Source organism: Cupriavidus sp. 05N38, assembly GCF_056397345.1.
Genome location: NZ_JBFTNF010000047.1, coordinates 1 through 15,886, shown reverse-complemented (window position 1 = coordinate 15,886; position 15,886 = coordinate 1). Strand labels below are relative to the sequence as shown.

The window sequence follows — 15,886 nt, the reverse complement described above, 5'->3', positions numbered from 1 at the left end:
CGAACCGGAGAACACACAACATGAACGGCGCTGAAAGTCTGGTCACCACACTGCTCGAGTCGGGCATCGATACCTGCTTCGCCAATCCCGGCACCAGCGAAATGCATTTCGTCGCGGCCCTGGATCAAATTCCAGGTATGCGGTGTGTGCTGGGACTGCAGGAGAACGTCGTGACCGGCATGGCCGACGGCTATTTCCGCATGGCCCGSAAGCCCGCRAGCACGCTATTGCATTGCGGACCGGGACTTGCCAACGGGTGGGCGAACCTTCACAACGCTCGCCGCGCGAATAGCGCGGTCGTCAACATCGTGGGAGATCAGGCGACCTATCACCGCCCGTATGATGCGCCCCTCACTGCCGATACGGCCGCGCTCGCGGGCGCCGTATCGGCATGGGTCCGCACGAGCCAGTCCGCAGCCGACGTCGGTCGTGATGCGGCCGCCGCAGTAGCCGCTGCGCGGACCGCGCCCGGGCAGATCGCCTCGCTGATCCTGCCTTCCGATACGTCATGGGATGCGGGCGGCGCTGCCGCGCGCGCATTGCCCGTACCGTCAGCGCCATCGATCGATACGTTTGCCGTCGACAACGCGGCGCGCATTCTGCGCCAGAATAGCAATGACGTGCTGATTCTGCTTGGCGGCGAGTGCGCGCTGCCCGAAGCGCAGGCGCTCGCGTGGCGCATTGCCAGCGCGACGGGCGCGACCCTGAAATATGAGTACGTGATGGGGCGGGTCTCGCGTGGACGAGGCCGTCTGCCGATCGAGCGGGTGCCCTACAACACCGATCAAGCCATCACGATGATGGCATCGTTCCGGCACATCATCCTGGTCAACGCCAGGCCACCAGTCGGATTCTTCGCCTATCCCGGCAAGCCCTCCCTCCAGTATCCGCGCGAAGCCCAGATCCATCATTTGTCGCGCGTCGACCAGCATCCCGAAGCGGCCCTGCTCGCGCTGGCGGAGGCGCTGAACGCGCCAGTGGTCGATATGCCGCCCGCGCAGCCCTGCCCGGAGATCGCTACCGGTGTACCCACGCCGGAAGGGCTGGCCCAGACGATCGCCGCCGTGATGCCGGAGAACGCGATCATATCGGACGAAAGCATTTCGTATGGCCGCAGCTTCTACCGATTCACCCACGCTGCAGCACCACATGACTGGCTCTCACTGACCGGCGGTGCCATTGGCGACGGACTCCCGGTTGCAACCGGCGCGGCGGTGGCCTGTGGGGGCTCGAGACGGGTCATCAGCCTGCAGGCTGACGGCTCGGCGATGTATTCGCTTCAGTCGCTTTGGACGCAGGCACGTGAACGACTCCCCTGCACGACGATTTTGTTGGCCAACCGCAAGTACAACATCCTGATCGGCGAATACGAGAACGTCGGGGCATTACCGGGGCCCACGGCCATGAGCATGCTGGATCTGTCGAATCCCGATCTCGACTGGGTCAGGCTCGCCAACGGCATGGGGGTGGAGGCCGCACGCGCAACGACGCTCGAGCAGTGCGCCGACCTCATGAAGCAGAGCTTCCGCCAGGACGGCCCCTTCCTGATCGAACTGTTGATCTGAGTGAAGGCCGGCACTGCAACATTACCCGAAGCACGACGCGCGCGGCACCGACTGGTAGACGCGGTGCGCGGAAATCTACCCAGATACGGAGACATACGAACGTGAGCAAGATTACCCAAGTCGGYTTTTTAGGCCTTGGCAACATGGGTGCCGCGATGGCAATGCGGCTTATTCATCCCGGGTGCCGACTGCACGTCTACGACCCTAACGCGGAAGCCGTGTCGCGACTTGTGGACGCTGGCGCAGTGGCGCATGCCAGTCCACGTTCGGTGGCGGATGCCGCCGCCATCGTCATGGCCTGCCTGCCAAGCCAGGCGGTATGCGAAGCGGCGATTTTCGGCCAGGACGGCGTGGCGGCCGGCAACGCGCTGCATACGTACATCGAGATGTCGACGATCGGTCCGACTGCGGTGTCCTCCATCGCACAGAGACTTCAGCGTCAGCATATCGCCACGGTGGACGCGCCAGTCAGTGGTGGGCCGTCCGCCGCGCGTGCGGGCACGCTGTCCATCATGCTGGCCGGCGCGAGCCATGACATTGCGCGCGCCATGCCCTCGCTGGATCGCATCGCGAAGACAATTCACAAGCTGGGCGATCAGCCCGGCCAGGCACAGGCGATGAAGCTGGTGAACAACATCATGCTGGCCGCCAACATGGCCGTTGCATCGGAGGCGTTGGCAATGGGCGCCAAAGCAGGCCTGAACGCCGACGCCATGGCCGACGTCATCCGATCCAGCACCGGCCAGAGCGCGGCAGCAGACATACTTGCTCGCTTCGCCCTCCCTGGATCGTTCGACTTCGGGGCACACATGTCGATCCTCGCAAAGGATGTGGAGCTCGCCATCGCAGAGGCCCGCAATCTGCGCATCCCGGCGCGCGTTCTAGAGCAGGCCCGGGGCGTCTGGCAAACGGCAATGGAAGAAGGACGCGGCCAGGACGATTTCACTTCGATCATCAAGAGTGTGGAAGAACGCGCCACCGTGCTGGTACGCGGGGCACCACGGCGGCAACCCGCCAATCAGCAACTTTAACAACGACAACACCCACGGAGCAGACCATGGACTCATCCACCGAACACGTTCATTCCGCCACGTCGATTGCCGACGCCGAAGCGCTTGCGCAAAGGCTTTCCTATGCCACGCCCGAAACGGCGCCACTGGTGCCGGGACGCCGCTCATTCTTCAAGTATCGGGACCTGGGCGTGACGACTGCCACGGATGGCCGCATGCGCGCGCAGATAACTCTTGCAACGGGCGAAATGCAGCAAACCGGGTGGCACTATCACCTCTGCGATTCGCAGTTCATTTATACGCTGCGCGGTTGGGTCGACCTGGTCTTCGAGGACGGCCGCCATATTCGCGTCAGCGCGGGAGAATCGCTCCTGATCCCTGGCGGACTCAAGCACAACGAGTTGGCGATCTCACCAGACCTCGAGCTTCTCGAAGTCTCGATTCCGGCAAAGATGGGAACGGTGGCCTGCGACGCTCCAGCGAACTTCACCTCATCCTTCTGACGGGAGACGACATGACGAAAGGTTACATTTTTGCCGAGGTAGACATCCACCCCCGGCGCGGAGTGGGATGAGTACGCCAGCAAGGTCCAGCCCACGCTGGATTCCTATGGCGGCGTGTTCCTGATTCGGGGAGGCACGCCCCACGTGCTCGAGGGCAACGCCAAAACCGGGACGTTCGTGGTTCTGGAGTTCGAGAGCCCCGAGGACGCCACGGCCTGGTACACCTCCACAGACTATCAGCGCATTTTGCCGCTCCGCCTCCGCAATGCCGATGCGCGCGTCATCTGCTTGCCTGGAGCTGGCTGAATTCCCGTGTCATCGCCCGTGATAAACTCAAAAATCGTTCGCGCACCCTGAATCCGAGGTTCGCCCCCTTCCGAGAGGAGTATCGACGGCTTTGACAGAAGCAAAAAAAACCATCGCAGAACCATCGGCGGTGTCGGCGGACGACCCGCCACCGACTGCTGCCGGCAATAGCGGAGGACGACGCCGGATTCAGTCGGCCGACAAGGCAACGGAGGTTCTTCTTGCGCTTGTCGAGGCGGGTAAGGCGACACCCCTCCGCGATCTGGCGCGCGCCATCGGCATGCCAAACAGCCTCGCGCATCGCTACCTCGCGAGCCTAATGGCAAGCGGTCTCGCGGTACAGGATGAAGTCACCGGTCTCTACGACCTTGGGCCGACGGCGGTACGCATCGGCGCGTCTGCCCTCGCGCGTATTGATCATCTGCGCCTCGCCAGTGAAGCAATGCCACAGCTAGTTTCTATCACGGGATTGCCCGCCCTCCTCTGTGTGCTCGGCGATCGCGGCCCCACTATCGTGCGATGGGAACGCAGCTATGTGCCGTTCATTACTACGTTGTCGGTGGGCTCGACATTCCAATTGACAAATTCGGCAACGGGTCGCGTGCTGCTCGCCTTCACCCCCGATCAGGTCAGAGATGACCTGATCGAGTTGGCCGTTTCGAAGAACCATGAACAGCCGCCAGTGAAGTTGCTTGAGCGTCTTTCGACGATCCGGCGAGTCGGATACGACGAAGCGGAATCGGTTCTCATCCCAGGACTGTCCGCTGTGAGCGCGCCGATTCTCGATGTTCAGAACGAGGCAGTCGCGTGTCTGACGCTAATCGGCGCAAGCCCCGATGTCCGGCGCATCAAGACAAAGGCAATCAAAGCGCTGGTCGACGCAAGCGTGAGCATCTCGCGATCTTGCGGGAGCAACCTGTCGTTCGGCTCGTCATTGGCGGATCCGACAACATAAGCCTGATTTCCTGCATTGCCGCCTGATCGTCTGCCAAAACCTGGCATCCAACTTGCGGGCGACGGTCGCAACACCGAACCGGGCGACCGCTCTTGTCGCGACTTCAGTCAGAACAATTAGACCGGTCGACCGGCGGAGAAGGGTCGTGGCAAGAGACGACCGTTGAGTGTCCGCGGGATGCCATGGTCACAACCCAGTACTTTCACCATCGTGAAAATATTGATTGGGAATCCGGAACTGAGGGCCAGCGCGCCGACGGCTGACTTGAGTTGTTGGCGGCGCAGACAGACATCCGCCCTTCCCCCAATAACGTAGCCACCCAAAACCCGGCCAGAAGGAGAGCTAGTCCGGCCGTGAGGCCTTGGTGAAAAAAATGAGGCACGCCTACCGCAGACGTATATCTGTCCGATCGCTGGTCTGGATCGGCCTGGTCAGCCTGTTGTCTGTGGGGTGTGGTCCGGTACCGAAGGCAAACGATTTACCACCATTGTTGCGCAATGTGACGGCTGGAGGCGGCCATGCGAGTCCGTGCCCGCCCAGCAACAAGACGGAAGTGGAGATGCTGAAGGGATGGGGCGGGAAGCTGGCAATCTCGCCAGAGTTCGACGCTCGGCTGCGAACATTATTCCCGCCTGGGTCACCTGTGGCCGCGCTCGAAAATGCGCTTCGGAATCAGGAGTTTAAGATTGATGGTGTGTGTAGGAGTGACATCTCCATCCATCGTGCGGAGTTCTTCCGCAAGGGAAAGGGTCCATTGCCATACGATGTGTCCGCGCAGGTTTTTTGGAAGGCTGACGAAGAAGGTCACATTGCTTGGACCAAGGGATTCGTCATGTATAGCGGCCTGTAGCTACTCGTAAGCGAATACAGTCGGCAGCCTCTTCGAGGTCATGCCTGTTTCTCCCGCCACCGCGTCGTGCGCTGTCAAGGCGCGTTCGCCGGGCGCTTACGGTCTAACCGCCGCGCCCCCCTCCGCGTAGGAGTCCAGTCCTGCTGCTCCCCCTTCACCCCGCTGCACTGCCAGGCTCCGCTGTTTCGCCGAGGGTGGAGGCTACCGGAACGCCGACGAACTCCCCGCCCTCTTTTTTGTCGCCACTTATGCGCGCCGCGTTGGAGCACGCCGCCAGGCGTAGCGGCTTCATCGACATTTTGGGCCAGGGGCCAGGCATTGATCTAACCTTGCGAACGTTCATCGCCGCATAGGCATCGGAAAGGCACTCCCCTCGCCGTATGCGGCCGGCTGTCCCCGTGCCACGCGCCATCCCGCGATGGGAAAACGCTCAGTTGCCGGCGCCGGCCGGTATTGCCTTAGTCACTTCGCCCAAACGTCGTTCCTTTAATTCTTCCTTAAGGCATACGGCGTTAGCCTTAACTCCATCCTTTGCTGCCCGTTTCCGTGTCGGGTATCCAGTTGGTTGCGTACCGCGACCATGTATCTGGCCAGATGCGACTGCGCACGCCAACCCGCTGACCGAATCGGAGAGCCCTTTATGCCCACCGTACTGCAAGATCCCATGTCCAATTGGCAGAACAAGGTGCCGCAAGTCACCCTCGGTTTTTGGATCATCAAGATTATGTCGACCACCGTTGGCGAGACTGGTGCCGATTACCTCGCTGTCAATGCGGGACTGGGACAGGCGGCCACACGTGCTGGTATGTTCGGTCTGCTGTGCCTTGCTTTGCTCACCCACGTGCGGCAGCGTCGTTACGTTCCATGGCTTTACTGGCTGACGGTAGTGCTGGTCAGCGTAGTAGGCACCCAGATCACCGACGCTCTGACTGACGGCTTAGGCGTGAGCTTATACCTAAGCACCGCGCTTTTCGCCATCCTGCTCGCTGGGGTTTTCCTGCTCTGGTACGGCCGAGAAAGGACGCTATCTATCCAATCCATAGATAGCCCCCAAAGAGAGCTGTTTTACTGGGCTGCGATTCTTTGCACATTTGCACTGGGCACCGCAGCAGGCGACCTCGCCACCGAAGCCCTGGGACTGGGATTCCGACTCGGCTGCGTGGCATTTGGCACGTTGATCGCGCTCACCGTCGCGGCCTTTTACTGTGGCTTAAACACTGTCTTGGCGTTCTGGATCGCTTATATCCTCACGCGTCCCCTGGGCGCTTCGCTCGGTGACATGTTGTCACAGTCGCACGAGTATGGCGGCGTTGGTCTCGGCGCCTTGGTGACAAGCGCGATCTTCCTATCGGTGATCGTTCTGATGGTCGCCATCGCCCAACGGAATGTTAGTCAGCGCGGGCCCGGTAATCCCGCCCCTCGCACCTCGTAATGCATCACGCGAATCCTTTAGGAGTACGACATGAAGCGACACATCATTCACCGCCGACTTGACGCGGCCTTGCTCGCCGCAGCCGTGCTGGCGCCAAGCTACGCAAGTGTTTCCGCGGCCCTCGCCCTCCTCCCTCACATCGCTGTGGCGGCCACTCCTGCGGACACGCCCACGCAATCCAGGCTAGGCGACCTGTCCGCCTTTCGCGTGATCGCTGCAGACGTGGCCTTGCTCGTTGAAAAGGGCAATCTACCCGCGGCAAAGACGAGGATCAAGGACCTAGAGGTTGCGTGGGATAACGCCGAAGCCGGCCTGAAGCCGCGCGCCGCCGCGGACTGGCACGTCGCCGACAAGGCCATCGACCGCGCGCTCGGAGCAGTGCGGTCTACCACACCAAATGCGGTGGAGTGCAAGCAAGCATTGACGGATCTTTTAGGCACGTTTGACCGGCTCGGCGGACGACGTTAAGGTCCGGGACATCGCATGTTATCCACCGGATTGCTCAGTTGGCTCTTCAATGACCAGCAAATTATGTCGATGCTGGCCCAGAACTGGGTCACCGGCGTGCTGTTCGTGGCAGCCATCATCTTCCTGGAGACCGGCTTCGTCATTCTGCCGTTTTTGCCGGGTGATTCATTGCTGTTCGCGACTGGCGCATTCCTCGGCGTCAATGGTTTGTCGCCGCTACCAGCAATGGCAATGATTTGCACCGCAGCCATTGTCGGCGACGGCGTCAACTACCTGATAGGCCGGTCCCCCCTGGGTCAGCATCTGCTGCGCGGTGGCTGGGTTAAGCCGCAATATATTGCAAAGACTCGTGCCTACTTCGATCACTACGGGGGCTCGACCATCACCATCGCGCGCTTCGTGCCGATCGTCCGCAGCGTGGCCCCCTTCCTCGCCGGCCTGACTGGCATGCACCCCCGGCGCTTCGCTGCCTTCAACGTGCTCGGCGCGGTGGTGTGGGGAAGTGGCTTACTGCTTGCCGGCTTCTGGCTGGGCGGCATCGAGTGGGTGCGTTCGCATATGAGTTGGCTGACGATAGCAATTATCGTCGTATCGCTGTTACCGGTGGTGGTGCAGGTCCGAAGGGGATGGGGCCGGGTTGAGGGGTAAATGCTCGGCCGCGCGAAAGTTGGTAAGGGCGGTTATGGGAAGAACATCGGCCAATAGGGATTATTAGCTGGCGGGACATTTGTCCTGCCCTCTGTTGCTGCATGGCCGAAGTTTCCTTCGCGCGGCAAAATGCCTGTAGCCACGGGACATGCGCCCCGCCGGTCCCCCGTCACGCTGAGCACAACATTTGATTGGCATTAATCTTCGTGCTGTTGCGCTCATCTATCCGACGGCGGCGCAGCTTACGGCCATGCCACTTTGCCATTGGCCATGCAGTTGCTATCCCAATCATTCGCTCGGCCAGGTCAACGATTGGATGAACGCGCTCTATCCGCGCTGGGTAGGCGCCCATGGCGTGATGATCGTCTCGCCGGTCTATTGGTATCAGGCCACAAGTCCGCTCAAGCTGATGATTAACCGGCTGGTCTGTGCCGATGGCGGTAACCCCGATCCGAGCAGCACGCATGGCAAAAGCCGGAGCAAGCCAAGGCGCTGGAATTGCGGGGCTGGGACTACCCCAAGCACTTGGCCGGGCGCGTCTACGGTGTGGCGGTACATGGCGACGTGGCCGGAATCGATGGTGTGCGACGCGCATTGTGCGACTGGATGGACTGGATGGGCTTGATAGACGCAGGCATCTGGCGAAACTCGACCGCTATATCGGCTATTGGCGCCCGTACGCCACCAGCCATGCTGACCTCGATCACGACCAGGCGATGCCGCGCGAGGTGGACAATGTGGCCGGCGCGATTGCCGAGGCGGTAAGTCTGCGCCGTGCGGGCAAGCTGGAAGCGCCCGACCGCAAGGTGTTGGCGCCACGGCAGAAGTGATGTGATGGGGCACAGTATGTGAATGCCCCGCCCTGCTGCCTATACGCGCTTTGCGCCCATGGCAATCAAGGCATTCAACTGCGTCAATGCGGCTGGCTTGACCAGATAGTGATCAAAATCCCGCCGTTCGCCGAGGCCTCCTTCCGGCCTCCCGTATCCGCTCAGGGCCACCAGCCGGACATCGGGCAGATTGGGGTTCGCCCGGATCAGCCGTGCCACTTCATTGCCGTCGATATCTGGCAAGCCGATATCAAGCAAGACGACCTCGGGATGAAAGTTATCCACGCATGTCAGGGCACTCGAGCCGTCCCGCGCGACCCGCACCTCGTGGCCGTCCAGGCGAAGTAACGTCGCGATGCTGTCGCCAGCATCGCAGTTATCGTCGACCACGAGTATGCGGCGGGGTAAAACGACCGAAGCCGTCACGGTGTGCAAGGGCTCGGGCGCAGCCGCTGGCGTGCCGTCCGGCAGTGCCGGCAGGCGCACGACAAACCGGCTCCCGACATTCTGCCCGTTGCTGGTGGCCGTCACGGTCCCCCCATGGAGTTCGGTCAGCTTGCGCACGAGGGCCAGCCCGAGGCCGAGTCCTGACGCGCGGCGGTCGGTAGCCGGTTCGGCTTGCACGAAGATCTCGAAAATGCTGGCAAGAAACTCCTTGCGGATGCCGATGCCGTTGTCGGTGATGCTCAGCACCGCATCTTCGCCCTGCCGTTTGATCCTCAGATCGATGACGCCACCGTCCGGGGTGTACTTGATGGCATTGCCAGCCTTGCGATGCAGTCGCAGGTAGAAGGCGAGCGATCCAGATGAGCTCATTTCTTTTTATACACGGCGTCCAGGCGTTGCACCCACCTCGGCACTATGTCAGCGCCTACGCGGCCATGCCCCCGTGGGAGGACTGGGCCGAAACCTGGGCAGACTATCTCCACATCGTCGATACCGTGGACACCGCCGCGGCATGCGGGCTTGCGCTCAAGCCAGCCACAGTCGGAGAGCCTACCCTGACGGACCAGACACCCGTCGAGGATGCCAGCTTTCAAAGTCTGATGAATCGGTGGTTTCCGCTCACCTACGTGCGCAACAGCCTCAACCGAAGCCTGGGCGTGCCGGATGGCTATCCGTTCGCACTGAGCCCTGTCGTGGTGGACAAGCTCCGCTTCGTGCACGAGGTTGTGGCGGCGGGGCCACAGGCAGCATTGCCTAATCCGTAGGGCGCTTATTCCGGCTCGATATTCGTCACCGTTGCCACGCCACTAACCTTCTCAAAGGTTGCACGGACCTTGCTCCCTTCCTTTAGTTGTCGCCGATGAAAAGCCCGGACTGACCCTGAGCCGCCACCCGCTCGCCCTGCCGCGCACGCGCACCGCTCGCTGCGCTCCCATGGAATTATTCATAAATCAGATAGGAAAACCCGGCGCATTCTTGATCCGTTGCGCGGTCACACCGGTGCTGAAGCACTTATCGTCGGTGTCCAGGCTGAGCGCGCCCCAGGGACTGGCATGCAGGGAATCGCCCATTCCGAGGAAGCCACCGTTGGTCAGCACAGCGTATGCGTCCGCCACGCACGTCGAGCAGGATCTCCGAAATTTTGCCAACCTCCGGCCGAGGGAGGAATTTCAAGGCCGGTAATTTTCTATGCAGCCGTGCGCGAGAGGCAGGGCTGCTGGATTCGCCGCGAGGGCTTGGTTCTGGTCGCATCACGGCTGCCGCGCTGCTCCCCGCAGTGACCGACCGGCGATGCCTGGCCAGAGCGCGCTCCACTTGGGGGCAATGATGCATTCATGGCATGAAACATGCGCTGTGTACCTGGCCTGCGCCGCCGACGAGCAGGCGGACGACCACGGGGTACCGCGCGGCGTGTCCGGCGCGCGATGACCTGATGCCGAACGACCGACTTTCAGGAGCACGACTAATGGAAACCCAAGGCAATACCCAATCCTCCGTCCAGAACGATTCGCCGGGTATCGCCGGCAAGTTCGGCACGGCAACCACAAACATCCTGGACGCTGCCAAGGACGCCGGCAAACAGGTCGGTGCGGTCGCACGCAGCGAAGCCTACGGCTTGAAGCGGGAGCTCGACGACCTGATCAGCCGCATTCCCACCCTGTCCGGGGCTGCGCTGGACGAGGCCAAGGAAGAGTTCCTGAGCAAGATGAACGCGACCAGGGATGCCGCAAAGGGCATCTCGGAAAATGTGCGCCAGCAAATCTCCCGGCGAGCCGAGGATACCGCCGCCTATGTTAAGGATCAGCCGCTGCGTTCCATGAGCGTGGCGGTCGGGGTCGGCATTATCCTGGGCCTGTTGATGGCAAACCGGGGTGGCGACCGGGGCTAGGACTGAAGATAGACTGAATCGCGGACCAGGCCCGACCCTCTTGCGCGCCGGCACCTGGTTTCGCTAGGGCGCTCAGTCGCAGCCGCCACCGCCCAGGTGCGGAGGTTGCCTCCGCGCGCCCGTCCTGATTGGCCCGATCAGCAGGACCCAAATTCCAAGCGGCAATTCGGGACCTTCAATGCGTCGAATGGGCAGGAAAGCCTCCGCCCCCTGCACCGCGCGCATTCCCTCACGCACGCTCACGCCGACGAAATACATTAATCATCCCAGGGAACTGCGCCGTGCGTAAGCAGCATTGCGCTCCTGGTCGATCTCATGCAGCGTCCGGTAACGGCGGCCCATTCGCGTGCCAACGCGACCTGCGCGCGTATGCGTTCCAAGTGGTCGAGAATTGGGCATTCATTCTTGACGCAGACTTCGCAACTTATGCTGGAGCTTTCCTCGAATTGCTTGAACAGTTTCTTGGCCGCACGATGGTCGTCTGCCAGGAGGCCGTGAGCTGCACGTTGGTCTGTTGGTACTTTTGCTTTGTCCATGGTCAACTCTTACGTGTCATTTTGGGGAAACGGCATGCGCTTCGCATGCTCGCAGTCAAGAGAGCACACTCTGTTCCCGCGCGCAAAGGACGATTGGGCAAAATTTAAGCCAATGAGCTAGCTACACGCAGCTCCCGCTGTCAGGGGCACCGTCATAGCGATTTTGAGTTGAATGTGACGCGGAGGGTCGGTCTGCAGAGGGTACGATTCTGGGCCCGGAAGCGCGAAAGCACGTTTTTGGCCGAGTTAAGCTCGCCGAGAAAGCTCCGGATCCCGGGCGGAAGCCTGAGAAATCTGCCTGGCAGTTGAAGTGTTCAGATTCCTATTCGCATTTCGCAAATGATCTAGCCGTTATGCCTGAAGACTTCGGTCATTTCCGGTCGCGCAATTTCGACACGATCGCGGCAGCTTTCGGATGTACTTCTCATCGCACATCGGGACGTCACAGCAGCAGCGCGCTCGCCGCGAGATGAGCTACGCGAGCAGATGGGCTACCAACGTGGCGAGCTTGTGCGGCGGCGCACTGAAGCCCCACGACGGATTCGGCCCAATGGTTTCTTTCGATCATACTCATCCGCCGAGAGGTTCCAGATGAAGGCTATCATTCGACAGATCCTTAGCGACGTCGCACGGCTCGACGTGCCCGTCGAAGCGCTTGACGACCAAGCAGATCTTTACGCAGCGGGCCTCTCCTCCCTGGCTACCGTGCACGTGATGCTGGCCATTGAGAATGCATTCAACATCGAGATCCCCGATGCAATGCTTTCCCGCCAACTGTTTCGAAGCGTAAATTCGCTCGCGGCGGCAGCCGAAGAACTCCAGTCTTAGCGGGCGGAATCCGCGTGGAGCCTGGACCATTCCGCTCGGTCGGATACTACCGGCCGCTGCCAGCTCAGCATGAGGCCCATTTCTACTGAGGAAAGGCCCGCATCTCACATGACATGGTTTTAATGGTGAAGACGTGAACGAATTGCCGTTTGAAACAGCTAGCTGTCCACTCTGCCAGACGCTCGCGGAACGCCGGCGCACCTTGGCTGGCTACGTATATCACTGCGCGAGTTGCGGTGGCCCATTTGAGGTCGGCGTCGGCGCACAGGCCCGATCCGAGCGCGACGAGATGCCTCCTCATATCGTCTCCGACATGCGGGACTGTCTCGTGCAGGGCAACCGCCCCCGCGTGGAGTTGGACGCAAATCAAGATCGCCTCATCGTTAAGGCGGAATCCAAATCGCAAAAAAACTAATGTGCGGGGCCGCAGTGCTGTTGCAGGAGGCTTTTCCATAAATTTCTACGGCCCCCTGACACAATTGATCCTGACCCTCACCCCCGCCGACGGACTCACTCGTACCCATCTCCGACAATGCGAGGATCAGCCTGCGACATAACGGCCCGGCCTTAGGCGCGCGCCGACACCGAGCGAAGGTGGTCAGCCAAACGACCAATAGCGATGCTTCGTGCGCTCCATTACCTTCCTATCTGCATTACTTTGCTGGAAGGCCCGCCGCTGCCATCAAGCGCCCGGCGGGAGGTTCAATCGCCCCATCAACACGCCAAGCATCGCCGGGGGCGTTTTCCTGCGAAAGGTGCGCGATACTATTTCTCGACCTCAAGGCCGTCCACGACAGATTGCACGCCCTCCACTGTTCGGACCGCATTCAAGGCCGTCAGCTTTTCGGTGTCGCTTTGCACCTTGCCATTGAGCTGCACGATGCCGTTCTCGGTACTCACCCGCATCCGGCCTGATCGAAGCCCGGAGGCTAGAAGCTGCTCTCTCACCTTCATGGTGATTGCATTGTCGGAAACGTTTGTCGCGGGTGCTGCGATCGGCGCGGACTTCATGATGCCGCCGCCAAACTCACCTTCTGGGGCTCCGACGGGTCTATTATTTATGGCGGGGACGCCCTCCGTTACCGTCGGCAATCTGGGCGCATCTGTCCCGGCGGTTACCTCGCCTGCGGTCGCAAGCAATCCCGCAAGACTAGCGAGACACATCTTCACGATAAGTTTCATCATCGTCTCCTGTAATGCCTCCCAACTCGTTTCATATCGCGCTCGTCCCAACAGCGCTATGGCCTCCCTATAAAGACGGACAATCTCGGGAAGCGGGGAGTTCCGCCAGTGCATGATGCCGATCGAGCCGACAGCCAGAAATGTAGGATTACGCTGACGCCGGAATCCACGAGACCGCCCTACACTCTAGTTGTATGGATAATGGGTGGGCCGTCGGCTTATTGGTGATGCTCAAGTTCCGCGCCAGGCTTATAGGGGGTAAGGAGGACGAACAGATTCACTTTCGCGCCTCGGGCACCTACCCAAAATGTCGCTTGCGAGGTCGCTATAGAGACCAGGTGATCGATGTGACCGCGACGGACTTCTTTCAAGCCCTTTGCCAAATCCGAGAGGTATTAGCGGCGTGTCGCCTGTACCCACAGTGCTACGGGTCTAGTCTAAATGTGTACGCGAAGCGGCGCGTCACGTCGAACGGTTTTCGCTCCTTCAGGATATTAGGAAGATGCAACAATTGGGACAACTCTCGGGTTCAGAATCGGGACGACTGATCTGCGACCTTTTAGCGAAACTCAGCCCTGCCAGGCCTAGCTTTCCGATCCGTCCATTTTTTTGGCGTCAATTCACATCTGCCGGCTTTTTGTTGCCCGCGACCTAGCGCCCGATGACCACCTGGAAGACCACGCCGGTCGGAACGGCGACCAGTAGGTAATCCCCGCCAACCCCCACCCACTGGTATCCGCGCGGCGGAGGCGATAGCCGATAGGCGCGCCAGTCATCGACCACGTACTGACGGTGACGGTATTCCGACGGGATCCTTTCACCCTTTTGCCAATGGCCAGGGCCCGGGCGATCAGCGCGACGGTCAGGGCCGTACCCTCTGTCCATCTGCCCCCTGCCCCTGTCACCTTCCCAACCTATGTCACCTTGCCGGCCGTGGTCACCGTCCCGACCGCGATCGTTGTAGCCGTGCTGGTTATCGTGATTTTGACCCTGATCGTGACCCATGGGGGGCCTTCCGCGATCATCTCCACCAGGACCCCTATCCTGGGCATAGGCGGCAATCGAAATGACAGTGCACGCCGCTAGCGCCAGGCTGGCGAACATCTTGATCTTCCGCATCTCGATCTCCAGAGGCTATGTAATTGAGGACCCTACCATTCAGTCTATTCCGGGCTCCGGAGGCTACTCGTAACGAAATCGTAATGCGTATTCATCACATGGCCTCGCGCACTCGCTAGCGAGGCGCTAGTATCGYTGCCCGCCCTGCCACCGGTCTCTGTCGCTACCGTCGTCCCGGTGATCGCTCCGGTCGCGATTGCCGTGGTCCCGGTCGTGGTCCCCTCGGCCATCTCCGCCGTAGTACCCGCCACCGCCCCGGTGCTCATCTCCATAGGGCGCCACAACGCAGCCACTGAGCAATGCAATGGAAGCGGCAAGCAACACAAGGATGAGCTTCATAAGGTTCTCCTATTCAACTTCGTTCTTTCTTCAGGGTACGCATTGGATTGCCGGTTGAATGTAGGAAATGGGCTCTCCCACAACGAGGATTCCTCCTACAACGAGCCATGACGACAACCTGAGCCTGCGCGAGATTGAGGAGCTGCTGTTCGAGCGCGGTGTGATCGTCAGCTACGAGACGATCCGCCGCTGATGCGACAAGTTTGGCGCGGCCTTTGCGCATCGCGCCAAGGCTGCGCGCCGCAAACCAGGCAGCACGTGGCAACTGGATGAGATGCTCGCGACGTTGCGTGGCGAGCCCTACGTGCTGTGGCGGGCCGTCGATGAATATGGTGCCGAACTCGACATCCTGCTGCAGAAGCGGCGCGACAAGGCCGCCGCCCGACGCTTCTTTCAGCGCGTGCTGCGTTCCTGCCCGGCGCCACGCAAGATCGTCACCGATCAACTGCGCGGCTACCCAGCCGCAAAGGCCGAAATCTCGGAGCTGGCCAGCGTCAAGCACGTGTTCGTGAAGGCCCCCGCCCGCGTGAACAATCGCGCCGAGAACAGTCATCAGCTGACCCGCGAACGGGAGCGGCGCATGCGCGGATTCCGCGACCCAAGGCGCACGCAGGCCTTCCTGCCGAACTTCGGCCTGATCTGGCAGCATTTCGCTCTCAAGCGTCATTTGCTGCGCGCTTCGCTTTATCGCAAACTCCTCAACTGCACACCGCCGAGATGAGTACGGGTCAACGCCCCGCCTATTGAAAACCCGGCTTCAGGCCGCTTGCGCCAGCGCCTTGTACCCTGCAACTCTTCAACATAGCCGCGGGTGCTTTCCATCTTGCGCCTGCCGAGAACTCAGCCCACAGCGGTCTCTAGCGCAGCTTCGTATTGCCCCAGGCAAGCCATGCCATTCATCCGTGAGCGCTGCAGTAGCGTCCGTTGAGGCAAGCCATGCCATTCATCCGTGAGCGCTGCAGTAGCGTCCGTTGCGCTCG

Annotated in this window: 13 protein-coding genes and 5 pseudogenes; 14 read left to right on the top strand and 4 right to left on the bottom strand. The window is 60.9% G+C overall.

All coding sequences use genetic code 11. The features are described from left to right. Positions 1 to 20: 20 nt before the first annotated feature. The 10 genes and pseudogenes from AC1DK4_RS27945 to AC1DK4_RS27900 form a co-directional block, all read left to right on the top strand. Complete coding sequence (locus AC1DK4_RS27945) at positions 21 to 1,565, top strand: acetolactate synthase large subunit (RefSeq protein WP_441620461.1); 1,545 nt, start codon at positions 21 to 23, stop codon at positions 1,563 to 1,565. 101 nt (positions 1,566 to 1,666) lie between these two features. Continuing rightward, entirely contained in the window at positions 1,667 to 2,596 is a 930-nt protein-coding gene (locus tag AC1DK4_RS27940) for an NAD(P)-dependent oxidoreductase (protein ID WP_441643469.1), read from the top strand. A 26-nt stretch (positions 2,597 to 2,622) separates the two neighbouring features. Beyond that, positions 2,623 to 3,078, top strand: coding sequence for a cupin domain-containing protein (locus AC1DK4_RS27935; RefSeq protein WP_441620464.1), 456 nt, complete (start codon positions 2,623 to 2,625; stop codon positions 3,076 to 3,078). 66 nt (positions 3,079 to 3,144) lie between these two features. Continuing rightward, positions 3,145 to 3,384, top strand: a pseudogene (locus tag AC1DK4_RS27930) (DUF1330 domain-containing protein); the annotation flags it as partial. Positions 3,385 to 3,475: 91 nt separating this feature from the next. Beyond that, entirely contained in the window at positions 3,476 to 4,339 is an 864-nt protein-coding gene (locus tag AC1DK4_RS27925) for an IclR family transcriptional regulator (RefSeq protein ID WP_441620466.1), read from the top strand. A gap of 373 nt (positions 4,340 to 4,712) precedes the next feature. Next, entirely contained in the window at positions 4,713 to 5,189 is a 477-nt protein-coding gene (locus AC1DK4_RS27920; protein WP_441620467.1) for a hypothetical protein, read from the top strand. A gap of 664 nt (positions 5,190 to 5,853) precedes the next feature. Further along, the gene (locus AC1DK4_RS27915) at positions 5,854 to 6,621 is read left to right on the top strand and encodes a COG4705 family protein (protein WP_441620489.1); all 768 of its coding nucleotides are present in this window, start codon (positions 5,854 to 5,856) and stop codon (positions 6,619 to 6,621) included. Between the two features lie 30 nt (positions 6,622 to 6,651). Next, positions 6,652 to 7,089 carry a hypothetical protein gene (locus tag AC1DK4_RS27910; RefSeq protein WP_441620469.1) on the top strand — a complete coding sequence of 146 codons (438 nt, stop codon included), beginning with the start codon at positions 6,652 to 6,654 and terminating at the stop codon, positions 7,087 to 7,089. Between the two features lie 15 nt (positions 7,090 to 7,104). Continuing rightward, positions 7,105 to 7,737: a VTT domain-containing protein gene (locus tag AC1DK4_RS27905; RefSeq protein ID WP_441620471.1), complete on the top strand. Its 633-nt coding sequence runs from the start codon at positions 7,105 to 7,107 to the stop codon at positions 7,735 to 7,737. 244 nt (positions 7,738 to 7,981) lie between these two features. Further along, a pseudogene (locus tag AC1DK4_RS27900) lies at positions 7,982 to 8,567 on the top strand (flavodoxin family protein); the annotation flags it as partial. Positions 8,568 to 8,606: 39 nt separating this feature from the next. On the opposite strand, the gene AC1DK4_RS27895 reads toward AC1DK4_RS27900, so the two are convergent. Then, positions 8,607 to 9,383: an ATP-binding protein gene (locus AC1DK4_RS27895; RefSeq protein ID WP_441620473.1), complete on the bottom strand. Its 777-nt coding sequence runs from the start codon at positions 9,381 to 9,383 to the stop codon at positions 8,607 to 8,609. A 38-nt stretch (positions 9,384 to 9,421) separates the two neighbouring features. On the opposite strand from AC1DK4_RS27895, the pseudogene AC1DK4_RS27890 reads away from it, so the two are divergent. Further along, positions 9,422 to 9,778 (top strand): annotated as a pseudogene (locus tag AC1DK4_RS27890) (putative zinc-binding metallopeptidase); the annotation flags it as partial. A 195-nt stretch (positions 9,779 to 9,973) separates the two neighbouring features. Here the strand turns inward: AC1DK4_RS27890 and AC1DK4_RS27885 are convergent. Continuing rightward, a pseudogene (locus AC1DK4_RS27885) lies at positions 9,974 to 10,163 on the bottom strand (PRC-barrel domain-containing protein); the annotation flags it as partial. A gap of 316 nt (positions 10,164 to 10,479) precedes the next feature. Here AC1DK4_RS27885 and AC1DK4_RS27880 point away from each other — a divergent pair. Further along, positions 10,480 to 10,902: an ElaB/YgaM/YqjD family protein gene (locus AC1DK4_RS27880; RefSeq protein WP_441620475.1), complete on the top strand. Its 423-nt coding sequence runs from the start codon at positions 10,480 to 10,482 to the stop codon at positions 10,900 to 10,902. A gap of 1,127 nt (positions 10,903 to 12,029) precedes the next feature. Then, positions 12,030 to 12,266 carry an acyl carrier protein gene (locus AC1DK4_RS27875; RefSeq protein ID WP_441620477.1) on the top strand — a complete coding sequence of 79 codons (237 nt, stop codon included), beginning with the start codon at positions 12,030 to 12,032 and terminating at the stop codon, positions 12,264 to 12,266. Between the two features lie 765 nt (positions 12,267 to 13,031). Here the strand turns inward: AC1DK4_RS27875 and AC1DK4_RS27870 are convergent. Then, entirely contained in the window at positions 13,032 to 13,451 is a 420-nt protein-coding gene (locus AC1DK4_RS27870; RefSeq protein WP_441620479.1) for a BON domain-containing protein, read from the bottom strand. A 648-nt stretch (positions 13,452 to 14,099) separates the two neighbouring features. Next, complete coding sequence (locus AC1DK4_RS27865) at positions 14,100 to 14,567, bottom strand: RcnB family protein (protein WP_441620481.1); 468 nt, start codon at positions 14,565 to 14,567, stop codon at positions 14,100 to 14,102. Between the two features lie 457 nt (positions 14,568 to 15,024). On the opposite strand from AC1DK4_RS27865, the pseudogene AC1DK4_RS27860 reads away from it, so the two are divergent. Continuing rightward, positions 15,025 to 15,627, top strand: a pseudogene (locus AC1DK4_RS27860) (IS6 family transposase); the annotation flags it as partial. Positions 15,628 to 15,886 lie beyond the last annotated feature (259 nt).